The organism is Aquibium oceanicum, from assembly GCF_001889605.1.
Classification (GTDB): Bacteria; Pseudomonadota; Alphaproteobacteria; order Rhizobiales; family Rhizobiaceae; genus Aquibium; species Aquibium oceanicum.
Genome location: NZ_CP018171.1, coordinates 4,594,275 through 4,617,094, shown reverse-complemented (window position 1 = coordinate 4,617,094; position 22,820 = coordinate 4,594,275). Strand labels below are relative to the sequence as shown.

23 protein-coding genes are annotated in these 22,820 nt (G+C 65.5%); 14 read left to right on the top strand and 9 right to left on the bottom strand.

Features of this window, described 5'->3' with window-relative positions; all coding sequences use genetic code 11:
• The first annotated feature begins 64 nt into the window (after nucleotides 1-64).
• The 6 genes from BSQ44_RS22510 to BSQ44_RS22485 all read left to right on the top strand — a co-directional run bounded on the left by BSQ44_RS22510 (nucleotide 65) and on the right by BSQ44_RS22485 (nucleotide 6,021).
• Nucleotides 65-1,285 (top strand): urate hydroxylase PuuD, encoded by a 1,221-nt coding sequence (locus tag BSQ44_RS22510; protein ID WP_072607304.1) that lies wholly within the window; start codon nucleotides 65-67, stop codon nucleotides 1,283-1,285.
• A gap of 40 nt (nucleotides 1,286-1,325) precedes the next feature.
• Entirely contained in the window at nucleotides 1,326-2,633 is a 1,308-nt protein-coding gene (guaD, locus tag BSQ44_RS22505) for a guanine deaminase (protein WP_072607303.1), read from the top strand.
• Nucleotides 2,626-3,327, top strand: a complete 702-nt coding sequence (locus BSQ44_RS22500) for an MOSC domain-containing protein (protein ID WP_235633287.1) — start codon at nucleotides 2,626-2,628, stop codon at nucleotides 3,325-3,327. Before guaD ends, BSQ44_RS22500 begins: the two co-directional genes overlap by 8 nt.
• A 91-nt stretch (nucleotides 3,328-3,418) precedes the next feature.
• A complete protein-coding gene (locus BSQ44_RS22495) occupies nucleotides 3,419-3,916 on the top strand; it encodes a heme-degrading domain-containing protein (RefSeq protein ID WP_072607301.1) in 498 nt (165 codons plus the stop codon).
• 51 nt (nucleotides 3,917-3,967) lie between these two features.
• Nucleotides 3,968-4,759 (top strand): 2-oxo-tetronate isomerase, encoded by a 792-nt coding sequence (gene otnI / locus BSQ44_RS22490; RefSeq protein ID WP_072607300.1) that lies wholly within the window; start codon nucleotides 3,968-3,970, stop codon nucleotides 4,757-4,759.
• The gene (locus BSQ44_RS22485) at nucleotides 4,756-6,021 is read left to right on the top strand and encodes a glycerate kinase type-2 family protein (protein ID WP_072607299.1); all 1,266 of its coding nucleotides are present in this window, start codon (nucleotides 4,756-4,758) and stop codon (nucleotides 6,019-6,021) included. The genes otnI and BSQ44_RS22485 overlap by 4 nt, the downstream gene beginning before the upstream one ends.
• Before the next feature lie 224 nt (nucleotides 6,022-6,245).
• On the opposite strand, the gene BSQ44_RS22480 is transcribed toward BSQ44_RS22485, so the two are convergent.
• Together BSQ44_RS22480 and BSQ44_RS22475 are read right to left on the bottom strand one after the other, a co-directional pair.
• On the bottom strand, nucleotides 6,246-7,739 hold the full coding sequence (locus BSQ44_RS22480) for a UdgX family uracil-DNA binding protein (protein WP_072607298.1): 1,494 nt from the start codon (nucleotides 7,737-7,739) through the stop codon (nucleotides 6,246-6,248).
• A gap of 2 nt (nucleotides 7,740-7,741) precedes the next feature.
• Nucleotides 7,742-8,977, bottom strand: coding sequence for a putative DNA modification/repair radical SAM protein (locus BSQ44_RS22475; RefSeq protein WP_072607297.1), 1,236 nt, complete (start codon nucleotides 8,975-8,977; stop codon nucleotides 7,742-7,744).
• Nucleotides 8,978-9,090: 113 nt separating this feature from the next.
• Here BSQ44_RS22475 and BSQ44_RS22470 point away from each other — a divergent pair, with 113 nt between their 5' ends.
• Nucleotides 9,091-9,603, top strand: coding sequence for a GNAT family N-acetyltransferase (locus tag BSQ44_RS22470; protein WP_072607296.1), 513 nt, complete (start codon nucleotides 9,091-9,093; stop codon nucleotides 9,601-9,603).
• 54 nt (nucleotides 9,604-9,657) lie between these two features.
• Here the strand turns inward: BSQ44_RS22470 and BSQ44_RS22465 are convergent, their stop codons facing one another.
• Entirely contained in the window at nucleotides 9,658-10,632 is a 975-nt protein-coding gene (locus tag BSQ44_RS22465; protein ID WP_072607295.1) for a WD40 repeat domain-containing protein, read from the bottom strand.
• An 8-nt stretch (nucleotides 10,633-10,640) separates the two neighbouring features.
• Nucleotides 10,641-11,675, bottom strand: coding sequence for a CobW family GTP-binding protein (locus tag BSQ44_RS22460; RefSeq protein WP_072607294.1), 1,035 nt, complete (start codon nucleotides 11,673-11,675; stop codon nucleotides 10,641-10,643).
• Between the two features lie 264 nt (nucleotides 11,676-11,939).
• On the opposite strand from BSQ44_RS22460, the gene BSQ44_RS22455 reads away from it, so the two are divergent.
• The 3 genes from BSQ44_RS22455 to BSQ44_RS22445 all read left to right on the top strand — a co-directional run bounded on the left by BSQ44_RS22455 (nucleotide 11,940) and on the right by BSQ44_RS22445 (nucleotide 14,551).
• Entirely contained in the window at nucleotides 11,940-12,410 is a 471-nt protein-coding gene (locus tag BSQ44_RS22455) for a MarR family winged helix-turn-helix transcriptional regulator (protein WP_072607293.1), read from the top strand.
• 104 nt (nucleotides 12,411-12,514) lie between these two features.
• Complete coding sequence (locus BSQ44_RS22450; RefSeq protein WP_235633286.1) at nucleotides 12,515-13,435, top strand: DMT family transporter; 921 nt, start codon at nucleotides 12,515-12,517, stop codon at nucleotides 13,433-13,435.
• 93 nt (nucleotides 13,436-13,528) lie between these two features.
• On the top strand, nucleotides 13,529-14,551 hold the full coding sequence (locus BSQ44_RS22445) for a LacI family DNA-binding transcriptional regulator (RefSeq protein WP_072608225.1): 1,023 nt from the start codon (nucleotides 13,529-13,531) through the stop codon (nucleotides 14,549-14,551).
• Between the two features lie 61 nt (nucleotides 14,552-14,612).
• Here BSQ44_RS22445 and BSQ44_RS22440 read toward each other — a convergent pair whose 3' ends face one another.
• Together BSQ44_RS22440 and BSQ44_RS27035 are read right to left on the bottom strand one after the other, a co-directional pair.
• Nucleotides 14,613-14,966, bottom strand: coding sequence for a hypothetical protein (locus tag BSQ44_RS22440; RefSeq protein ID WP_072607292.1), 354 nt, complete (start codon nucleotides 14,964-14,966; stop codon nucleotides 14,613-14,615).
• Nucleotides 14,963-15,154, bottom strand: a complete 192-nt coding sequence (locus BSQ44_RS27035) for a hypothetical protein (RefSeq protein WP_157894667.1) — start codon at nucleotides 15,152-15,154, stop codon at nucleotides 14,963-14,965. The genes BSQ44_RS22440 and BSQ44_RS27035 overlap by 4 nt, the downstream gene beginning before the upstream one ends.
• A 55-nt stretch (nucleotides 15,155-15,209) precedes the next feature.
• On the opposite strand from BSQ44_RS27035, the gene BSQ44_RS22435 reads away from it, so the two are divergent.
• Together BSQ44_RS22435 and BSQ44_RS22430 are read left to right on the top strand one after the other, a co-directional pair.
• On the top strand, nucleotides 15,210-16,187 hold the full coding sequence (locus tag BSQ44_RS22435; RefSeq protein WP_235633285.1) for a 2-hydroxyacid dehydrogenase: 978 nt from the start codon (nucleotides 15,210-15,212) through the stop codon (nucleotides 16,185-16,187).
• A gap of 60 nt (nucleotides 16,188-16,247) precedes the next feature.
• Nucleotides 16,248-16,640: a hypothetical protein gene (locus BSQ44_RS22430; protein ID WP_157894666.1), complete on the top strand. Its 393-nt coding sequence runs from the start codon at nucleotides 16,248-16,250 to the stop codon at nucleotides 16,638-16,640.
• Nucleotides 16,641-16,648: 8 nt separating this feature from the next.
• Here the strand turns inward: BSQ44_RS22430 and BSQ44_RS22425 are convergent, their stop codons facing one another.
• Entirely contained in the window at nucleotides 16,649-17,422 is a 774-nt protein-coding gene (locus tag BSQ44_RS22425; RefSeq protein ID WP_072607290.1) for a gamma-glutamyl-gamma-aminobutyrate hydrolase family protein, read from the bottom strand.
• A gap of 302 nt (nucleotides 17,423-17,724) precedes the next feature.
• Here BSQ44_RS22425 and BSQ44_RS22420 point away from each other — a divergent pair, with 302 nt between their 5' ends.
• Together BSQ44_RS22420 and BSQ44_RS22415 are read left to right on the top strand one after the other, a co-directional pair.
• Nucleotides 17,725-18,831: a TRAP transporter substrate-binding protein gene (locus BSQ44_RS22420; RefSeq protein ID WP_072607289.1), complete on the top strand. Its 1,107-nt coding sequence runs from the start codon at nucleotides 17,725-17,727 to the stop codon at nucleotides 18,829-18,831.
• A 275-nt stretch (nucleotides 18,832-19,106) separates the two neighbouring features.
• Entirely contained in the window at nucleotides 19,107-20,213 is a 1,107-nt protein-coding gene (locus tag BSQ44_RS22415; protein ID WP_072607288.1) for a TRAP transporter substrate-binding protein, read from the top strand.
• A 78-nt stretch (nucleotides 20,214-20,291) separates the two neighbouring features.
• Here BSQ44_RS22415 and BSQ44_RS22410 read toward each other — a convergent pair whose 3' ends face one another.
• Nucleotides 20,292-22,181 (bottom strand): TRAP transporter large permease, encoded by a 1,890-nt coding sequence (locus BSQ44_RS22410; protein ID WP_072607287.1) that lies wholly within the window; start codon nucleotides 22,179-22,181, stop codon nucleotides 20,292-20,294.
• On the bottom strand, nucleotides 22,174-22,755 hold the full coding sequence (locus BSQ44_RS22405; RefSeq protein ID WP_072607286.1) for a TRAP transporter small permease subunit: 582 nt from the start codon (nucleotides 22,753-22,755) through the stop codon (nucleotides 22,174-22,176). Before BSQ44_RS22405 ends, BSQ44_RS22410 begins: the two co-directional genes overlap by 8 nt.
• Nucleotides 22,756-22,820: the final 65 nt, after the last annotated feature.

The window sequence follows — 22,820 nt, the reverse complement described above, 5'->3', positions numbered from 1 at the left end:
TCGCCCCGCTTTTCGTTTGCACTGCAAAACGTAATGTCCGAGGGTTCGACGAGGGGACACGGGCATGAACGATTTCGCGCTTTTCTGGGAGTGGCTGAGCTTCGGCATGCGCTGGCTGCACGTCGTCACGGCCATCGCGTGGATCGGCTCGTCCTTCTATTTCGTCGCGCTCGACCTGGGGCTGCACAAACGCCCCGGACTGCCCGAAGGCGCATACGGCGAGGAATGGCAGGTCCACGGCGGCGGTTTCTACCACGTGCAGAAATATCTTGTCGCACCGGCACACATGCCGGAGCATCTCACATGGTTCAAATGGGAGGCCTATACGACCTGGATGACCGGCTTCGCCATGCTGGCCATCGTCTACTATGCCGGCGCGGAGCTTTTCCTGATCGACCCGAACGTGCTCGACGTTTCCGCGCCCGTGGCGATCGGCATCTCCATCGCCTCGCTCGCCGTCGGCTGGATCGTCTACGACCTGTTGTGCCGGTCGCCGCTCGGCATGAACGACACGCGGCTAATGCTCGTGCTTTTCGTGGTGCTCGTTTTCATGTCGTGGGGCTACACACAGCTCTTCACCGGCCGTGCCGCGCTGCTGCATCTCGGCGCCTTCACGGCGACGATCATGTCGGCCAACGTCTTCATGATCATCATCCCGAACCAGAAGGTCGTCGTCGCCGACCTGATCGCGGGGCGCAAGCCCGACCCGAAATATGGCCGCATCGCCAAGACGCGCTCGCTGCACAACAACTACCTGACGCTGCCGGTGCTGTTCCTGATGCTGTCGAACCACTACCCGCTGGCTTTCGCCACCCAGTTCAACTGGGTGATCGCGGTGCTGGTGTTCCTGATGGGGGTGGTGATCCGGCACTATTTCAACACCGTGCATGCGCGCAAGGGAAACCCGACCTGGACTTGGCTCATCGCGGCGATCCTGTTCGTCGTGATCATGTGGCTCTCGACCGTGCCGAAGGTGCTGACCGGCGAGGATCGCGCTGCGGCCGGTGCCGAACCGTTCCTCGCCTCGGCGCATTTCGAAGCCGTGCGCGACACGGTGATGGGGCGCTGCTCCATGTGCCACGCCGCCGAGCCCGCCTGGGAAGGCATCCACATGGCGCCGAAGAGCGTGCGGCTCGACACGGACGAGACAATCGCCGCCCACGCGCGCGAGATCTACCTGCAGGCTGGCCGCAGCCACGCCATGCCTCCGGGAAATCTCACCGGCGTGACGCCAGACGAGCGGGCCCTGATCGTGGCGTGGTTCGAGGAGGCGCGGGGGAATTGATCGCGTGCCGTTCGCCCGGGTATCGCGAGGCAATGCCCCGATGACCTCGCTTCTCATCCGCGGACGCGCACTCTCGTTCCACCGCGAACCGGCGTCTTTCGACGACCTCGCCTCGTTCCTCTACGAGGAGGACGGGGCGGTGCTGGTGCGCGACGGCAGGATCGCGGCGGTCGGAGACTTCGCGACGGTGCGCGGCGAGCCCGGCGCGGAAGTGGAGATCGCCGACCACCGGCCGCATCTGGTCCTGCCGGGCTTCATCGACGCCCATGTCCATTTCCCGCAGATGCAGGTGATCGCCTCCTACGGCGCCGAACTGCTCGACTGGCTGAACGACTACACCTTTCCCGAGGAGTCGAAATTCGCCGACGCGCAGCACGGGCGGCGGATCGCGCGGCTGTTCCTCGACGAGGCGATCCGCCAGGGCACCACCACGGTCTCCGCCTACTGCTCGGTGCACAAAGCCTCGGCAGAAGCCTTCTTCGAGGAGAGCCACGCCCGCAACATGCTCAACATCGCCGGCAAGGTGATGATGGACCGCAACGCGCCCGAGGCGCTCACCGACACGCCGCAGAAGGGCTACGACGACACCAAGGCGCTGATCGCCGAGTGGCACGGCAGGGGCCGGCAGCTCTATGCCATCACGCCGCGCTTTGCGATCACCTCGACGCCCGAGCAAATGGAGATGGCCGGCGCGCTGGCCGCCGAGCATCCCGACTGCCACGTGCAGACGCACCTTTCGGAAAACCATGCCGAGATCCGCTGGGCGGAGGAGCTCTACCCACAGGCGAAGGACTATACCGACATCTATGCGCGATACGGGCTTTTGGGCGCCAAGAGCCTGTTCGGCCACTGCATTCATCTGTCCGAGCGCGAGGCGGACGCGATGTCGGATAGCGGCTCGGTCGCGGTGTTCTGCCCGACTTCGAACCTCTTCCTCGGCTCGGGCCTGTTCGACTATCACCGCTACCGGCGGCGCGGGAAGCCGCTCCGGGTCGCCTCGGCCACCGACGTCGGCGGCGGCACGAACTATTCCATGCTGCGCACCATGGACGAGGCCTACAAGGTGATCGCGCTGCAGGGCGAAAAGCTGAACCCGCTGCAAAGCTTCTGGCAGCTGACGCGCGGCAACGCCGAGGCTTTGTCGATCGCCGATCGGGCCGGCACGCTGGAGGTCGGGACCGACGCCGACATCGTCGTGCTCGATGCTTCCGCCACGCCGGCAATGAAGGTGCGAATGGAGACGGTGACGACGCTGGCGCAGGAGCTTTTCCTGCTGCAGACGCTGGGGGACGATCGCGCAGTGAGGGAGGTGTATGTGGCGGGGAAGGCGGGGAAGGGTCGTGACTGACATACCCGAGCCGCCGCTCTCCGCCACGATCGACGGGCTTTTCATCGGCGCGGTCGAGGAGCGCTGGCCGGGCAGGCCGGCGTCGGCGATCGGCAAGCGTGCCACGTCCGACAGGTTGGAGATCACGCCCACGGGCTTCGTCCGCGACGCGCAGGCGGACCTCGAGGTGCATGGCGGGCCCGAGAAGGCGATCCATCACTATCCGGGCGACCACTATCCGGCATGGCGGAAGGAGTTTGGGCGCGAAGATCTCGTGCCGGGCAGCTTCGGCGAGAACGTCTCCACCTCGGGCCTGACCGAGGAGAACCTCTGCATTGGCGACATCCTGTCCTTTGGCACGGCCACCGTGCAGGTCAGCCAGGGGCGGCAGCCGTGCTGGAAGCTCAGCGCCCACACGGGTGACGAGCGCATGGCCTTCCTGTTCCAGAAGACGCTCAGGACCGGCTGGTACTATCGCGTGCTGGAGCCGGGGCATGCCCGCTCCGGAGACCGGATGGTGCTGGAAGAGCGGCGCAATCCCGGCTGGACGGTGAAGCGCGTGACGCAGGCCCGGCTCACCCGCCGTATCGGCGCGGCGGATGCCGCGATCCTTGCCGCGATGCCGGAGCTTTATGCCGGGTGGCGCGAGGCGTTCGGGCGCATGGCGGGCGGGAACGATCGCGAGGATACGGCGGCCCGGCTGCAGGGGAACTGAGTCCGGCTAGGCTGGCGGTTTGACAGGCTGTCACGGCATGCTACCCGGTCGGGGAACGCCAACACCCGCTGCTTCCGCCCGAAGGATCGTCATGAGCCGAGAATCCGACATCGCCCGCATAAAGGATCAGGAGGCGGCGATCGTCTTCGAGCGTTTCGACGAGGAGGAGGCGTTCCGCCTCGGGCTCGTGCTGCGCGAGCGGGCGGTCGCGGGGAACCTGCCGATCGTGATCGATATCCGCACCTGGGACCGGCAGCTCTTCTTCTGCGCCATGCCGGGATCGACCGACGCGAACGCCGACTGGGTGCGCCGCAAGGTGAACGTGCTGCGCCGCTTCGGCAGGAGCACCTACCGTGTCGCGCTGGAGCAGAACCGCGACGATGAACTCTTCGCGCCGCGCCACGGCCTCGACCCGAAGGATTTCGTGCTGGCCGGCGGCGGCTTCCCGATCCGGCTGAAGAATGCTGGCATCGTCGGTTGCGTGACGGTATCGGGCCTCCCGCAGCGCGAGGACCATGCGCTGGTGGTGGAGGCGCTTTGCGCGCATTTGGGACTCGATCATGCGGCGCTGGCGCTGCCCGCGGCGTGAACGGCATTGCCTCGCCGGCCGATTCCGTCATGATCGTCGCCTGAGGTGCCGATGCCGAAGTTAGCCGCTAATCTGTCGACCATGTTCTGCGAGGTCCCGTTCCTCGAACGCTTCGAACGGGCGGCCTGGGCAGGCTTTTCGGCGGTCGAGTTCCAGTTTCCCTACGCGTTCGCCGCTGCGGATATCGCTGCCGAACTGAAGGGCAACCGGCTGGAGGTCGTGCTGTTCAACATGCCGCCCGGCGATCTCGCTGCCGGCGAGCGGGGCCTGGCAAGCCTTCCGGAGGCGCGGGAGCGGTTTGCCGAAAGCGTGGGGATCGCGCTCGACTACGCGCGGACGATCGGTTGCCGGCAATTGCATTGCATGGCCGGCGTGCTGTCGGGCGACGCGTCGATGGACGAGCGTGAAGAGACCCTCGTGGAAAACCTCGCTTATGCCGCGCGTGTCTTCGCGCCCCATGGCATCCGCGCGCTGATCGAGCCGCTCAACCCCTACGACACGCCGAGCTATCTTCTGACTTCGGTTGACCACGCGGCCCGGATCGTGCGGCGGGTGGGATCGGATCAGGTGCGGATCCAGTACGATCTCTACCACCAGAGCCGCACGCGCGGGGAACTGCTGGCGACCTTCGATCGCCATCGCGAGCTGATCGCGCATATCCAGATCGCCGGCAATCCCGGCCGGCACGAGCCGGACGCGGGCGAGATCGACTACCGCTTCGTGCTGGAGGCGCTGGACGCCAGGGGCTACGACGGCTTCGTCGGCTGCGAGTATGTGCCGGCCGGCACCACGGAGGAAGGGCTCGGCTGGGCACGCGAATGGCTGGAAGCGGGAGCATCATGAGCGAGATCGATCCGAGGGCATTCTTCGTCTCGCTCTATGACGCCGCCGTCGCGGCGGCCGATCCGGCGCGCGTGATCGGCAGCCATCTGCCGCCGAAGCCGGCCGGGCGTACCGTCATCGTCGGCGCCGGCAAAGGCTCCGCACAAATGGCAAGGGCGTTCGAGGATGTCTGGGACGGGCCGCTGGAGGGCCTGGTGGTCACCCGCTACGGCTATGCCGTGCCCTGCCGGTCGATCGAGGTCGTCGAGGCGGCGCATCCCGTGCCCGACGCGGCGGGGCTGGAGGGCGCGCGGCGGCTTCTGGAGACGGTCTCGGACCTGTCGGAGGACGATCTCGTCGTGGCACTCGTCTCGGGAGGAGGCTCGGCTCTCTTGCCCGCGCCGGCGGGAAGCCTGACGCTCGACGACGAGATCGCCGTCAACCAGGCGCTGCTTGCCTCCGGCGCGCCGATCTCGGCGATGAACACGATCCGCAAGCACGTCTCTGCGATCAAGGGCGGACGGCTCGCCGCCGCGGCCTGGCCGGCGAAGGTGGTGACGCTGCTCGTCTCCGACATTCCCGGCGACCGGCCGTCGTTGGTGTCTTCGGGGCCGACAGTGCCCGATGCTTCCACGAGACAGGACGCGCTGCGGCTGGTCGAGACATGGCGGATCGCGCTGCCCGAGGCGGTGATGGACCATCTGCGTTCGCCCGAGGCCGACGCACCGCATCCCGACGATGCGCGGTTCATCCGCAACGAGGCGCACATCATCGCCTCGGCCGCCGTGTCGCTGGAGGCGGCGGCCGAGGCCGCGCGGGCGCAGGGGATCGAGGCCGTCATCCTGTCGGATGCGATCGAGGGCGAGGCGCGCGAGGTCGGTTCCGTGCATGCCGCGATCGCGCGCGAGGTGGCGTTGAGGGACCGGCCGTTTCGCAAGCCGGTGGTGATCCTGTCGGGGGGCGAGACGACGGTGACGCTGCGCGGAAAGGGCAAGGGCGGGCGAAACACCGAGTTCCTGCTGTCCCTGGCGCTCGGCATCGACGGCGTCGACGGCATCCACGCCTTCGCCGCCGACACGGACGGCATTGATGGTTCCGAGGACAATGCCGGCGCCTTCGCCGATTTCGCCACGGTGTCGCGCCTACGGTCGGCAGGCCTCGACCCGCGTGCGATGCTCGGCGAGAACGACGCATGGACGGCGTTCGGGGCGATCGGCGACCTGTTCGTGCCGGGGCCGAGTGGGACAAACGTCAACGATCTTCGGGCGGTGCTGGTGCGTTAGTCGTGGCGCTTTTGGCGCGGACTCGCGCACATCCCGCCGCCCCTCATCGCCCTCTCGGGCACTTCTCCCCGCGAGCGGGGAGAAGGAGCCGCGTCGACCGTGTTTGGCCCGACTTGCAACATCGGCGGATCGTGGCGGGTTCGCGCTTTTCTCCGCGCTTGCGGGGAGAAAATGCCGACAGGTAGATGAAGGGCAGGCGCCGGGATCGGCCGGTGACCTCGCGGCTACGCCGCCATCAGTTCCCTGACCGCCCTCATGTCCGCCAAGAATCTTCCGCGCTCCGCCTCCTTGTCGGCCGGTTCCGGGATGCGCAGGATGTAGGAGGGGTGGATGGTGAGGAAGACGCGCAGGCCGTCTTCGCGTTCGACCACCTGGCCGCGCATCTTCGTGATGGGGACCGTCTTGCCGAGCAGCGACTGCGCGGCGGTTGCGCCGAGCGCCACGGCGAGGGTGGGCTTCAGGATCGCCAGTTCCTTGTCGACCCACCAGCGGCAGGCCTTCACCTCCCCGGCGTTCGGCTTGGCGTGGATTCGGCGCTTGCCGCGCGGCTCGAATTTGAAGTGTTTAACGCCATTCGTGACATAGACTTCCGAGCGGTCCACCTCGGCTTCCGCTAGCACGGCGTCCAGCATTTTCCCCGCCGGGCCGACGAAGGGCTTTCCGGCAAGGTCCTCCTGGTCGCCCGGCTGCTCGCCGACAAACACGACCTTCGCTTTTTCCGGTCCTTCGCCGAACACGGTCTGGGTGGCATCGCGCCAGAGCGGGCAGCGGCGGCAGCCTTCCGCCGCGGCGCGCAGTTCGGGGATTGTGCTGGCGTTCGCGCCTTCGTCGTCGGGACCCGGCTCGACATCCGGTTCCGGCCAGTGGCGCGCCTTCACCTTGGCATGGTGCGGGGCGGGTTCGGTCGGCAGTTTCTGGATCATGTCCCTGGCCTTGTCTTCGGCACCGCGGATCAGGTCCGGAATGAGCGAGGCTTCGGGAAGGTTCCGCCAGTACTTCTTCGGCATCTCGGCCTGCATGGCCTTCACCTTCAGCCGCGCGGGATTGAAGATCGAGGAAAAATAGGTGCGCCACAGCGCTTCGGCATCGTCCTCGGACGGCGCGTCGGCGCGGGTGGCGCCGGGGCCGATCGCCAGGCGCTCGCCGTCCCAGTCGGCCGAGGCATAGGGCGTGAGGATCGTCCAGCGCATGCCGGTGAAGCGGCGCACGAAGAAGGGCGCGTTGCGCTCGACGATGAAATGCAGCGACTCGAACCAGGCGACGTGGCGCTCGTCTGCCCCCGAGCCGATGCGCCGGAAGCGCACGAAGGCGCGCATCTTGTGGATGTCCCGGCGCACGGCCTTCGCCATCGCCTCCAGACGCCGCACGTCGGGATCGGAGGCGATCTTCAAAAGGTCCGGTTCTCGGCGCAGCCGCAGCAGAATGCGGTAGAGCAGTGAAAAACGCTCGGCATCCGAGTGGCAGATCACCGCTTCGGCCGCCTCCACGAAAGAGCGCGGCACGGTGAATGCCGTCCCGCCGTCCGGAGCCGCGTCGCGCGATGGCGCGGCGCCGTCGAAGAGATCGGCGCTCGCGGCGCCTGACACCGCCCAGCCTACCTGATCGGCGGGGATCTCGCGCATCGCCAGCGCGCGGGCAGCCTTCCGCCAGCCGTCGAAATCGGTCTGGCCGGCGAGCCGGATGGTGATGCGGGGAAGGGGTTTCGGAAGTGCGCTCATGGTCAGAACAGCGAAAGCTGGCGGGGTTCGGGAGCGACCCTGGCCTGCAGGGTGGCGGAATCGGTGAGGCCGCCGGGCGACCAGCCTTCGGCGACGATGAAGGGCCGCACCTTGGCGATCGACTGGCAGAGGCGGCCGACGTCCTCCAGCCGCAGCCGGCGATGTTTTCGCGTCTCCAGGATCCGCTTGACAACCTTGGTGCCGAGGCCGGGAACTCTCAGCAAGGCCTCGCGGTCGGCGCGGTTGATATCGAGCGGGAACATGGCGCGGTTGGCGAGCGCCCAGGAGAGCTTCGGGTCGATGGCGAGGTCGAGCATGCCGTCCGGCCGGGCAGAGAGGATCTCGCTTTCGCCGAAACCGTAGAAGCGCATCAGCCAGTCCGCTTGGTAGAGTCGGTGCTCGCGCATCAGCGGCGGCTTCATCAGCGGCAGAGCGGCGGAGGAATCCGGGATCGGGCTGAAGGCGGAATAGTAGACGCGGCGCAGGCGGTAGCTGGCGTAGAGCCGGGAACTGGTCTTCAAGATCGTCGCGTCGGGCGTGGCGTCCGCGCCGATGATCATCTGGGTCGACTGGCCGCCGGGCGCGAAGCGCTCGCGCGTCTTCGTGCGCAGGGTCGGTTCGGACTTCTCGTCGATCTTCGAGCGCAGCCTCGCCATGGAGACGCGGATGGTCTCGGGGCGCTTCTCGGGCGCGAGCTTCTTCACCCCCTCGTCGGTCGGCAGTTCGACGTTGATCGACAGGCGATCGGCATAGAGCCCGGCCTTCTCGATCAGCTCCTGCGAGCATTCGGGAATCGTCTTCAGATGGATGTAGCCGGCGAAGCGATGCTCGATGCGCAGGCGGCGCGCGATCTCGACCATCTCGCCCATCGTGTCGTCCGGCGAGCGGATGACACCGGAGGAGAGGAACAGGCCCTCGATGTAGTTGCGCTTGTAGAAGTCGAGCGTCAGCTTCACCACCTCGTCGACCGTGAAGCGGGCACGGCGCACGTTCGACGACGAACGGTTGATGCAGTAGGTGCAGTCGTAGATGCAGAAGTTGGTGAGCAGGATCTTCAGGAGCGAGATGCAGCGCCCGTCCGGCGCGTAGGAATGGCAGATGCCTGTGCTTTCGGTGGAGCCGATGCCGCCGCTCTTCAGCGAATTGCGCTTCGCCGCGCCCGAGGAGGCACAGGACGCGTCGTACTTGGCGGCGTCTGACAGGATCGCGAGTTTCTCGCGGAGGGGAAGCGTTGCCATGAGTTCATGATATGTTCCGAATTGCGGCGGCGCTATGAAATTTGACATGCCGACTGGAATTCGTGCGCGCATCGTCTTGCGGCGCGTCGGGCCGCCGCTATGGTGCGCCCATCATGAAAGCAGCCGACGACCTCAGGAAACCGCCCGCCATCGAGCCGATCACCGCGGCCTTCGAGCCCGCGGTGCTGGCGCTGAACAACGAGCATGCGGCGGAATTGTCGCTGCTGGACGCCGGGCGGCTGTCGCATCTCCTGGCGCAGTGCTTCGCGGCCTTCCGGATCGGCGACCTGGACGCGTTCATGATCGGCTTCGATCAGGACGCGCCCTACGACAGTCCGAACTTTCTCTGGTTCCGCGAGCGCTACCCGCGGTTTGCCTATGTCGACCGGATCGCGGTCGCCTCCTTCGCGCGCGGACGCGGGCATGCGCGGCAGCTCTACGAGCATTTCTTCGAAAAGGCGCAGCAAGCCGGCCACACGGTCGTGACCGCGGAGGTGAATTCCGATCCGCCGAACCCGGCCTCGGACGCCTTCCATGCCGCATTGGGCTTCGAGGTGGTCGGAGAGGCGGAGATCTACGGCGGCGAGAGGCGTGTCCGGTACTTTGCCAAGGACCTGACAGCCTGATCCGACCGTCCCTTTGTCCATCCCGGCGTCGTGACGACGCCACACAAGGGGGCGTCAGCCCGATATGTCGATGACGCCGCAATCGCCGGTTTCGGAGCCGAAGACGACGCGCCGGCCGGCGCGGTCCCAGGCCAGCGAGGTTATCGCGCCCTTGCCCTGACGGCGCAGCAGCACTTCCTTCTGGTCCGCGAAGCGGGCGGCCATCACCATGCCGTCGGCATAACCGATCGCGACGAACTCGTCGGCCGGGTGGCACGAGACGGCGGTGACCATCGTGTTGCCGCGCGTACCGAGTTCCAGCGGCGCCTTGCCCATGGGGCCGTCCTTGCCCTGGAATGGCCAGACGATCGCGGCCGGCGCGCCGGAACTTGCGAGCCAGCGCCCCTTCGCGCTCCAGGACAGGCTCTTCACCTTGCCCGGATAGCCGGTCATGCGCATGTGCTTGCCATCGGTGATCTTCCAGCCGTGCAGCGCGTTTTCCTGCATGGTGGTGACGACGAAGTTTCCGTCGGGCGAGAAGGTGATGCCGGTATGCGCGCCGGCCCATTCGAGTTCGACCGGCTTGCCGTCGGCGGCGGGAAAATGCAGCGTCGCGCCGTTGTAGCGGGCTGCGCCGATCCGCATGCCTTTCGGCGAGAAGGCGACGCCCTCGACCGTGCGCGGATGCTGCAATTCCTTGGTCTTGCCGTCAGCGAAGCGGACGAAGGCGGTGCGCCCCGAGGCGAAGGCGACGGCGCCTTGCGGGCCGGATGCGACGCTCGACACCCATTTGCGGCCGATCTCGGCCAGGACCTCGATCGCTCCGGCGGGCGATACGGCGACGACCTTGCCGTCTTCGCCGCCCGTGATCATTTTGTCGCCCTTTTCGGTGACGGTGGCGCAAAGCAGCCCATCATGCGCGGTCACCTGCTTGTGGCCGTTGTCGAGCCGGTGCACCGTGCCGTCGGCAAGCGCGAAATGCGGGATGTCTGACAGGAAGACGGCGGCGATGCAGTGGCCGTCGAGGTCGAGCGGAGCGACGGTGGGCATGGTTCAGATCACGCCTGGCATGCCTGGAACGTTCGCTCCAGCCGTTCCCGGTCCAGTTCGCGACCGATGAAGACGAGCCGGCTCTCGCGGGCCTCTCCGTCCTTCCACGGGCGCTGGTGGTCGCCTTCGATGATCATGTGCACGCCCTGCACCACGTAGCGCTCCGCGTCGTCCTTGAAGGCGATGATGCCTTTCAGGCGCAGGATGTTGGGTCCCTCCATTTGGGTGATCTTCTCGATCCAGGGGAAGAACTTCTTCGGGTCCAGTTCGCCAGCGCGCATGGAAACGGACTGCACCGTCACGTCGTGCAGCGGGGAGGGCGCCGCATGGTGGTGGTGCGCATGGTCATGATCGTGATCATGATGCTCGTGGCCGTGATCCTCGTCCTCGTGCTCGAGGAAATGCGGGTCGTTGTCGAGCGCGCGCTTAAGGTCGAAGGCGCCGCGGTCGAGCACGTTTTCCAGGTCGAGGCCGGCGCGCTGGGTGCGGTGGATTTTCGCGGAAGGATTGATCGCGCGGATGGTCGCCTCGACGGCGGCGAGTTCCTCCTCGCTGACCAGGTCGGTCTTGTTGACGACCACGACGTCGGCGAAGGCGATCTGGTCCTCGGCCTCGCGGCTGTCCTTCAGCCTCAAGGGGAGGTGCTTGGCATCGACCAGCGCCACCACGGCATCGAGCTTCGTCTTGGAGCGGACGTCGTCGTCCATGAAGAAGGTCTGGGCGACCGGCGCGGGATCGGCGAGCCCCGTGGTCTCCACCACGATGGCGTCGAAGCGGCCGGGCCGGCGCATCAGGCCCTCGACGACCCGGATCAGGTCGCCGCGCACCGTGCAGCACACGCAGCCATTGTTCATCTCGTAGATTTCCTCGTCGGATTCCACGATCAGGTCGTTGTCAATGCCGATCTCGCCGAATTCGTTGACGATGACGGCGTAGCGCCGGCCATGGTTTTCGGAGAGGATGCGGTTGAGCAGCGTGGTCTTACCGGAGCCGAGATAGCCGGTGAGTACGGTGACGGGGATCTGGGTCTGAAGGTCGGACATGTCTTGCCCTCGATCGGAGGAGGATGGGTGTTGCCGCCATATAGGACGGCCGCGGCGAGATTGCACGCGGCCAAGCGGGAGGTCGCGCCTTCATCGGGAGACCGGCGGAAAAGTGTCATCTGTCTGATACAGAGGTCTGCCAAGGGTTCGCCGACGAATTAGCCGGCTGGCCGGGAAACGGTCACCAGGCGGGCGGTCCCGGCATTGGAGTTCCGGGGACGGTCATCTATGCTCGGGCGAACGGTCCGAGAGGATGGAGGGGGCATGGCAAAGGCTGAAAAGGGCGCGGCGATCACGCGGTTGCAATCGGCCGCGCGCCTGTCGCGCACCGCGCTCGCGGCAAAGCTGCTCGACCATGGATTCTATGCCGGGCAGGACCAGATCATGCTGGCGCTGGCGCACGAGGACGGCCAGACGCCGGGCCAGCTCGCCACGCGGCTCGGCGTTCGGCCGCCGACGGTGACCAAGACTATCAACCGGCTTCAGGCGCAGGCTTTCCTGGAAAAGCGGGCTTCGGAAAACGATGCGCGCCAGTCGCACATCTTCCTGACGGAAGCGGGAAGGGATGCCATCCGCTCGATCGAGAAGTCGGTCCGCAAGACGGAGAAGCAGGCGCTGAAGGGGCTCGACAAGAAGGAGCAGAAGGCACTGGCGAAGCTGCTCGCCCGTATAGAAAGCAATCTCGCGGGCAATTCCCACTCCGAAATGCCCGAAGACGCCGACGACGAGGACTGACCCGCGGCGCCCGACGCTTGGCCGGGCGCCGGCTTTTTTTTGCTTGCTCTTCCATTTGCGATCCCTGAAACAGGATCGAGCAGGCGGACAACGGCGAATCCTTGGTGAAAATCAGCTCCGGGCATCAGGAGGCGGCGACGCCGGTGGTTGCGATCCTCCTGGTGTTCAGCGCCGGCTTGACCTTCTCCTTCCTCGATTCCAGCGCGAAGTTTCTCGCAAGCGAGGGGTTCGCTCCGCCTTTCATCGCCTGGATACGGTTCGCCGGCCACGCCGTCCTCGCCTTCCTGTTCCTGCGGCCCTGGCGGTCGCTGGGGCTATTCGCCACCGCGAGCCTGCCGCTGCAGCTGTTGCGCGGGATGTTCCTGTTTGGGTCTACCCTGTTCAATTTCCTGGCGCTCCAGACGCTGCAGCTGGCGGAGACGGTGTCGATCGCATTCTTCGCACCGATGGTGATCACCGCCCTGGCGGGGCCCCTGCTCGGGGAGTGGGCCGGGTGGCGGCGCTGGCTCGCCGTCTTCGTCGGTTTCGGCGGCGTCCTCGTCATCACGCGTCCGGGGCTGGGCGTGTTCGGGATAGGTCACCTCTACGCGCTCGGATCGATGCTGAGCTACTGCTTCTACGTCATCATGACCCGGCACATGGGCGCGCGGGAAACCGCCGAAAGCCTGATCTTCTACTCGGCCCTCGCGCCGGTCGTGCTGATGGTGCCTGCCGTGCCAATCTACGGATCCATGCCCCACGAATGGCTCCATTGGGCCATCCTGCTGTCGCTCGGCTTCTATGGCGCCTTCGGCCACTACCTTCTGATCCTGGCCTATCGCGTCGCCACGACCACCGCGCTGGCACCCTACGCCTATCTGCAGATCGTCTGGATGGTGACGCTCGGCTACGTCGTCTTCGGCGACCTGCCCGATCTCTGGACGCTTGGCGGCACGCTCATCATCGTGGCGAGCGGCCTCTACATCGTTCATCGCGAGCGGCAGTTGCGGCTCAAGGCCACCGCGGCGCCGCTGCCGCCGAAGTGATCCCGCACGAAAAGCATTGAACAGGGCAAAGTCCTTCGCCTATAGCTGACTTAAACAGTTTAAAGATTGCCACGGCTCAGGCGGGAGGGCGCTCTGGCGCAGAAGATAAAGCTTTCGACCATCGCGGACGCGCTCGGCGTCTCGACGGCCACGGTGTCGCTCGCGCTGCGCGACAGTCCGCTGGTCGCCGATACGACCCGGGAACGCATCAAGGACCACGCCCGGACCATCGGCTACATCTACAACCGCCGCGCCGCGAGCCTGCGGACCTCGCGGTCGGGGATCGTGGGCGTCGTCGTGCACGACATCATGAACCCGTTCTTCGCCGAGATTCTGAAGTCGATCGAAAGCGAACTGGATCGCAGCCGCCAGACCTTCCTGCTGTCCAACCACTACGATCAGCTCGAAAAGCAGCGCAACTTCATCGACACGCTGCTGCAACTCGGCGCCGACGGCGTCATCATGTCGCCGGCGATCGGCACGCCGCGCGAGGACATCCAGATGCTGGAAGAGAACGGGCTTCCGGCGGTGCTGGTTGCCCGCTCCGTGGAAGGGGCCGGCGTGCCGGTGTTCCGCGGCGACGATTCCTACGGGATCGGTCTCGCGACCAATCATCTGATCTCGCTCGGCCACCGGCGGATAGCCATGATCGGCGGCACCGACCAGACGTCGACGGGCCGCCACCGCTACCAGGGCTACGTGCTGGCGATGGAGAAGGCCGGACTGAAGACCCAGCCCGACTGGCGCATTCCCGGTCCGCGCACCAAGCAGGCGGGGTTCGAGGTTTCGGGTCAGTTTCTCGCGCTACCCGACAAGCCGACTGCTGCTGTATGCTGGAACGACCTTGTCGCCATCGGCCTGATGAACGGGATCGCCCGCGCCGGTCTCGTGCCGGGCGTCGACGTTTCGGTCACCGGCTATGACGATCTGGAGGAGGCGGCGATCGCCACACCTGCGTTAACCACCGTCTGGAACGGCCAGAGCGACGTCGGCCGCCGCGCGGCGCGCGCCTTGCTCGACCGTCTGAACGGGGTGGCGGTGAAAACATCTCCGGAACTGATAAAGCCGGAACTGCATGTTCGGCAGTCGACCGGCAAGCCGGTGGAGCGGAAGTAGTCACCGCCCAAAAGAGAAAGGCCCCGCGAACGGGGCCTTTCCATGCAATCTGCGTATCTGATCAGCCGCCGGTCGGGCGTTCCACGCCAACGGCGTTGCAGAGACCGGTGGTCACGGTGCCGTAGGAACCGCGCAGGTCGTAGGCGCGCTCGCACTGGGCGATGATGGAATCACGGTCTTCCTGGCCCATCGCGTCGAACGCGCTGGTGATCTCATCTTCGGAACGAAGTTCCATCATGTCCGGATCAGCGAAGAAACCCTCGTAGCGGGCGCGATTTTCGCCCTGGTACCACATCTGTTCGTCAGTGGATGCATACGGGTTGTTCTTGCTGCCGGTGGCCGACGTCGTCTGCGCGAAGGCCGAACCAGCGGTCATGGCGACGATAGCGGCTGCTGTGAGCAATTTGCGGGTCATGCGAATTCTCTCCTTTGTTGGGGTGCAGTGTGCACCTTGTCATCGTTGGAATTTGCTTTTCCACGAATGCGCATGAATGTTTTCATCTGCGCAATCATCCGACCAACGCTCGCTTCCGCCATGTGTTCCGGAAAAAATCGGGCGATGGAATGCACGGGGCAGTGGTGCTTGGCATCGCCGATCCTCATGCTAGGTTCGCCCGGCGCGGCATTCGTCGCGACGATTTCAGCAGGAGACCGATCGGTGGGTGAACTTGGAAGCAACGTGGTGCTCGTCCCCGGAAAGCTGCATCCGCATGCGGTGACGCGGCTGAAGGGCGAATTCGATCTCGTGACCATCGACCGGTCCGATTCGTCCCTCGTCGACGCGGTTCTGGCCGCGAAGGTTCGGGGGCTGGCAGTCTCGACGCGCATCGACGCAGCCTTCATCGACGCCTTTCCGGCTCTCGAAATCATTGCCAGCTTCGGCGTCGGCTACGATGCCGTCGATGCCGGGCACGCGGCGAAGCGGGGTGTGGTCGTGACCAATACTCCGGACGTGCTGACCGAGGAGGTCGCCGACACGACGATCGGCTTGCTTCTCAACACGGTGCGGGAGTTCGCGAAGGCCGAGAACTATCTTCGGGCGGGCCGCTGGGTGAAGGACGGGAATTATCCGCTCACCGAAATGACCCTGCGCGGCCGCACGGTAGGGATCTTCGGGCTGGGGCGGATCGGGCGGGCGATCGCCCGCCGCATCGAGGCGTTCGGATTGCCCGTGTCTTACCACAACCGCAACCGGGTCGACGACGTCCCGTATGCCTATCACCCGTCGCTGGTGGAACTCGCCGCGGCCGTCGATACGCTGATCTGTGTCGCGCCCGGCGGCGCGGCGACCGAAAAGGCGGTCAACGCGCAGGTGCTGGAAGCGCTCGGCCCGGATGGCGTCCTCATCAATGTCGGCCGGGGCACGACGGTCGACGAACCGGCGCTGGCGAAGGCGCTGAAGGATCGCACGATCCGCGCGGCGGGGCTCGACGTCTTCGCGGACGAGCCGAACGTTCCCGAAGACCTGCTCGAACTCGACAATGCGACGCTGCTCCCGCATGTCGGCTCCGCGTCGATCCACACGCGGGAGGCGATGGCGGATCTCGTGGTCGACAATCTCATCTCTTGGTTCTCGAATGACAAGGCGTTGACGCCGGTGCCGGAGACGGCCGGCATCACGCGCGCCCGGCGTTAACCATCCGTTAACCTGCGAAGCCGATCTTCCTCATACGTTTTTCGCCGCAAGAGGTGCGTCATGAGGACCCTCGTAGGGATCGGGCTGGTGGTTGCCGGGTTGGCCGGCACGCAGCTCTCCGCGCCTGAAAGCCCGGCCGCGGCGCCCGAAACAGCAGCGGTTGCCGATCCGGATCGCTTCGAGCTGCAACTCGTCGGTGTCGACGGGGAATGCCGCATCGAAAGAGGCGCGGTGGAGGCGAGCGGCTCGCACGACCTTCTGCTCGATCCGCGCTGCGCCGCCCTCTATCCGGCGCTGGCGCAGGCCAGCACCTGGCACGACCGGGCGGACGGCGGCGTCTCGCTGGCGTCGGCGAGCGGCGAGCCGGTGGTGGTGTTCGCGGTGGCGGACGGCCTCGATTTCGAATCGATCGAACCGGCGAGCCCGATCATCACGCTCAAATCAGCGGACTGAGACGGATATCACTCGGCCGCCTGGGGCAGGCCGGTGCGGGCGCTCGCATGCCCGCGAACGGCGCCGCCGAAGGCCTTGAAGATACGCGCTGAAGCGTCGTCCGTTCGCACCCAGTACTCGGGATGCCACTGGACGCCGACCGCAAAAGCCTTGGCGCCGCGCACCGACACTGCTTCCACCGTTCCGTCCTCGGCCACCGCCTCGACGTCGAGGCGGTCGCCCAGCCGGTCGATCGCCTGCCGATGCACCGAGTTCACCCGGATGTCGCCGGCGCCGAAAATGCCCGCGAGGCACGTGCCGGGGGCAATGCGGACGTTCTGGCGAATCGAGAACCGGACGTCGTGATCCTCGCCGGCCGGCGCACGATGATCCATGATGCCTTCCTTCTCCTGGATCTCGGTGGCCAGCGTTCCGCCCAGCGCCACGTTGAGTTCCTGGATGCCGCGGCAGATCGCCAGCAGCGGCACGCCGCGCTCGATCGCCTTGCGGATCAGGGGAAGCGTCGTCGCATCGCGCGCGTCATCGTAGGGACCGTTCGCTTCGGTAGCTTCGCCGCCATAAAGGTCCGGATGCACGTTCGTCTTCGATCCGGTGATCATGACGCCGTCGACAGACGACAATAGCCCGTCGAAATCGATCCGTTCGCCCAAGCAGGGCAAGAGCATCGGCAGCACACCAGCGCCCGTGATCGCCGCCTCGACATATTGGCGGGGGGCGGCGTGCCAGGTGTAGGCGTCGAAGCTGCGCACGTCCGAGGAGACGGCGACGAGGGGCTGGATCATGACACGTTCTGTTCCGGCTGTTCATGCCCGCAGGCATGACGTTCGATTACCAGCCCTCTCATCGCATTGCAGGGGCGTTTCGATCAAGAGCCGTCTGCGGAGGGAAATAAAACAGTAGGTGCTAAAACAATTTTATACCGAAGTTGCAATGGCTTAGGTAAAAATACGGTAGCGAGAGCATTTTTTGGGCCAGACGCTGGACGGCTTCCGGCCTCTATGCAAAGGACGCTACCAGCATCCGCCGCGGCTTGCCCGGGCCGCTCTCGATTCCGGGCCAAATCGATACGATCGGAGGAGAAATCATGGATCGTCGTTCATTCATAAAGAAAGCCGGCTTCGCCGGCGCCGGCGCAGCCGCCGCAACCACGCTCGCCGCACCGGCGATCGCCCAGTCCAGCCCCAAGATCACCTGGCGCCTGACGTCGTCGTTTCCGAAGTCGCTCGACACCATCTATGGCGGTGCCGAGGTCTTCTCGAAGATGGTCTCGGAAGCCACCGACGGCAACTTCGAGATCCAGGTCTTCGCGGCCGGCGAAATCGTCCCCGGCCTTCAGGCCGCCGACGCCGTCACGGCCGGCACGGTCGAGGCCTGCCACACCGTCTCCTACTACTACTGGGGCAAGGACCCGGTCTGGGCGCTCGGCGCAGCCGTTCCGTTCGCGCTCAACGCGCGCGGCATGAACGCCTGGCACTACCAGGGCGGCGGCATCGACCTCATGAACGAGTTCTATGCCCAGCATAACATCGTAGGCTTCCCCGGCGGCAACACCGGCGTCCAGATGGGCGGCTGGTTCCGCAAGGAGATCAACACGGTCGCCGACCTCCAGGGCCTCAAGATGCGCATCGGCGGCTTCGCCGGCCGCATCATGGAGAAGCTCGGCGCCGTGCCGCAGCAGATCGCCGGCGGCGACATCTACCCGTCGCTGGAAAAGGGCACCATCGACGCCGCCGAGTGGGTCGGCCCCTATGACGACGAGAAGCTCGGCTTCTACAAGGTCGCGCCGTTCTACTACTATCCCGGCTGGTGGGAAGGCGGTCCGACCGTCCATCTCATGTTCAACAAGGAGAAGTTCGACGAACTTCCGGCGAACTACCAGTCGCTGCTGCGCACGGCCGCCCAGGCCGAGAATTCGAACATGCTGCAGAAGTACGACTACCTGAACCCGGACGCGCTCAAGCGCCTGGTCGCCAACGGCACGCAGCTGCGTCCGTTCAGCCAGGAGATCCTGTCGGCCTGCTTCGACGCCTCGCTCGGCATCTACGACGAGCTCACCGGCTCGAACCCGACCTTCAAGAAGATCTGGGACTCCATCACCGAGTTCCGCGGCAAGCACTTCCTCTATCAGCAGGTGGCCGAGTACAATTACGACACCTTCATGATGGTGCAGCAGCGCGCCGGCAAGCTCTGACGCCAGCACGCAGCGAATCGAAAGGCCCTGGAGCGGCGACGCTCCGGGGCCTTTCTTTTTTGGCGATATGGAGCCGGGCAGCGCGCGCATCATGCCGGTCTCCCGGACCGGTAGGGGATCGTCGCGGCCGTTTCGCCGTGAAGATTCAACGCAGTGTCGCCGCAGCGCTGGACTCGATCCCGAGGCTATGCATTGATTGCCAACAGTTGGCTTGCCAGAAGTAGGAACTGCACTGGCGACCGGCTTTGATCCGCATTCAATCGGGAGGAAACAGCATGGATCGCCGTTCATTCATCAAGAAGGCAGGACTTGCGGGCGCGGGCGCCGCGGCCGCATCGGCGCTAGCGGCGCCGGCCATCGCGCAATCGTCGCCCAAGATCACCTGGCGTTGCACGTCATCGTTCCCCAAGGCGCTCGACACGATCTACGGCGCGGCCGAGACGATGGCGACGTTCGTCAAGGAAGCGACCGACGGCAATTTCGAGATCCAGGTCTTCGCGGCCGGCGAGATCGTGCCGGGCCTGCAGGCCGCCGACGCGGCATCGGCGGGAACCGTCGAACTGGCGCACACGGCATCCTACTACTACTGGGGCAAGGATCCGGTCTATGCTTTCGGCACCGCCATCCCCTTCGGCCTCAATTACCGTCAGCAGAACGCCTGGTACTACTACGGCAACGGCAACACGCTGATGAACGAGTTTTATGCCACGCAGGGCCTCTACGGCATGATCTGCGGCAACACGGGCGCGCAGATGGGCGGCTGGTTCCGCAAGGAGATCAACACCGTCTCGGATCTCCAAGGCCTCAAGATGCGCATCGGCGGCATGGGCGGCAAGATCATCGAGAAGCTCGGCGTCGTGCCGCAGCAGATCGCCGGCGGCGACATCTATCCGGCACTGGAGAAGGGCACAATCGACGCCACGGAGTGGGTCGGTCCCTATGACGACGAGAAGCTCGGCTTCCAGAAGGTGGCGCAGTACTACTACTATCCCGGCTGGTGGGAAGGCGGTCCCGTACTGCATACGCTCGCCAACCTCGCCAAGTGGAACGAGCTGCCGAAGAACTATCAGGCGATCCTGCAGACCGCCTGCCGCGCGGCCAATGCCGACATGATGGCGAACTACGACTACAAGAATCCTTCCGCGATCAAGCGGCTCGTGCAGGGCGGCGCGCAGCTGCGGCCGTTCAGCCAGGAGATCCTGGACGCCTGCTACAAGGCGGCGCTGGAGACCTACGCGGAGATCAACGCGCAGAACGCGACGTTCAAGAAGATCTACGAGGACCAGCAGGCGTTCAAGAAGGACGCCTATCTGTGGGCGCAGCTGACCGAGTACAATTTCGACACGTTCATGATGATCCAGCAGCGCGCCGGAAACCTCTGACGCACATCGACCCGATCGCCTGAAAGCAAAGAACCCCGGGATGGCGACATCCCGGGGTTCTTTCGTTTGGTCCGCCGCTCAGTTGAAACTCGGCGGCTGGCTGAGATCGTTCGTGGCCGGTGCCGGCGCGGTTTCGGCCGGCGCGGGCTGGGCCGGCGGCGTCTCCGGAGCGCCCAGGGGCGGCAGTCCCAGCGGGGGCAGGCCGAGACCGCCTCCACTGTCCGTACCACCGCCGGCACCCTGTCCTCCGGCACCCTGGCCGCCAGCGGGAGGCAGGCCGAGCGGCGGAAGCCCGAGACCGCCGCCGCCATCGTTGGTGCCGCCCCCCAATGGCGGCAGGCTCATGCCGCCGCCGGCCCCGCCCATGGGCGGCAGCTGGATCTGGATGTCGGTGGTTGGCGGCGCCGATTTGTAGTGCGTCACCAGGCCTGGGAAGGCGATGACGAGCAGGATCATCAGGAACTGGATGACGATGTAGGGCAGGGCGCCCTTGTAAATTTCGCCCGTGCGGATGCCCGGCAGGACGCGGCCAGAAACCGTGTCGGTCCATTCCCGCATCGGGGCGACGGAGCGCAGGTAGAACAGGGAGAAGCCGAAAGGCGGGGTCAGGAACGACGTCTGCAGGTTGATGCCGAGGATGACGCCGAACCAGATCAGGTCGATCCCGAGCTTCTCGGCCACCGGCGCCAGCAGCGGCACCGCGATGAAGGCGATCTCGAAGAAATCGAGAAAGCAGCCGAGAATGAAGATGATGATCGTGACGACGATCAGGAACCCGTACTCGCCGCCAGGCAGCGCCAGCAGCAGTTCTTCGATCCAGACATTGCCGTTGATGCCGTAGAAGGTGAGGCCGAAGACGCGCGCGCCTATCAGGATGAACATGACGAAGGCGGAGAGCTTCGTCGTCGAATCCAGCGCCTGCTTCAGGACCCGGAAGCTCAGTCGGCCCTTCACGAAGGCGAGGAACAGCGCCCCGGTCGCTCCCATCGCGCCGCCTTCTGTCGGCGTGGCGATGCCGAGGAAGATGGTGCCGAGCACGAGGAAGATCAGCGCCAGCGGCGGGATCAGCACGATCACCACCTGCTCGGCCAGCCGCGACAGGATGCCGAGATTGAACTGCCGGTTGGCAAGGCTGAAGATATAGGCTGCCAGCGTGGCCACCGTCGCGGCCCAGACCAGCCGCACCTCGTAGCGCATGTCGGCGAAGATGGTGTGGTAGGTGATCAGATAGATGAGGACAGCGGCTGCGAGGATGGCCACGAGAGACCATACGCCGCCGCCCAGCGTCCGCGCCTCGATCGGCAGGGCCGGGACCCACTGCGGCTTGAGGATGCTGACAGCGAAAATGTAGAGGCAGTAGACACAGATGATGATGAGCGCCGGCACGAAGGCGCCCACATACATGTCGCCGACCGAGCGGCCGAGCTGGTCGGCCATGACTATCAGGACGAGGGAAGGCGGAACGATCTGTGCGAGCGTGCCGGACGCCGCGATCGTTCCCGTCGCGACGGAGCGGTCGTAGCCGTAGCGCATCATAATGGGCAGCGAGATGAGGCCCATGGCGATGACGGAAGCGGCGACCACGCCCGTCGTCGCCGCGAGCAGCGCGCCGACGAGGACGGCCGCGAAAGCCAGGCCGCCGCGGATCGGCCCGAACAGCTGCCCGATGGTGTCGAGCAGGTCTTCCGCCATGCGCGACCGTTCCAGGATCAACCCCATGAAGGTGAAGAACGGGATCGCCAGAAGCGTGTCGTTGTACATGATCCCGTAGATGCGCTCGGGATGCGACTGAAGCAGCGGCCAGAACAGGCGGATCTCGCTCGAGATGTGTGAAACCTCGACGCCGACGACGAAGAAGATCAGCCCGCCGGCCGCCAGCGTGAAGGCGACGGGGTAGCCGATGAGCAGCATCGCCATGACGACGACGAACATGATCGGCGCGAGATTGTGGGCGACGAAATCAATCACGGCGGTCAGCCTCCATCTCGACCGCGGCTTCCGCCGCCGGAGGCAGGTCGTGCTGCGGTGACGGATCATCGATGACGCCGATAATGACCGCGAAACGCTTGATGATCTCGGAGATCGTTTGCGCCAAGAGCAGGATGAAGCCGATCAGCACCATCGCCTTTGCCGGCCAGATGATAAGGCCACCCGCATTCGTCGACACCTCTCCGCTGCTGTAGGAGAGCCAGAACCACGGCCAGCACAGCCGTACCAGGAGGGCGGCGAAGGGAAGCAGGAAGAAGACGTGGCAGAACAGGTCGATCCAGTCTCGGGTGCGCTTGGAGAGCTTGTTCGACAGGATGTCGATGCGGATGTGTTCGTTCTGCTGGAGCGTGTATGCGGCGGCCAGCATGAAGACGGCACCGTAGAGATACCACTGCATTTCCAGCCAGGCATTCGAGGACATGTCGAACGCCTTGCGCATGCTGGCGTTGACAGCGCTGATCAGCACGGCAACCAGAATCAGCCAGGAAACGTTCCTGCCGATGAACCCGTTGATGCGATCGATGACCCGCGAGAGAGCCAGAAGCCCCGCCATGCGATTCCTCCCGATGCGTCCTGCTCTAGAATTTCCCCGTCGTCCGGTGTCTGTTTTTCGATAGT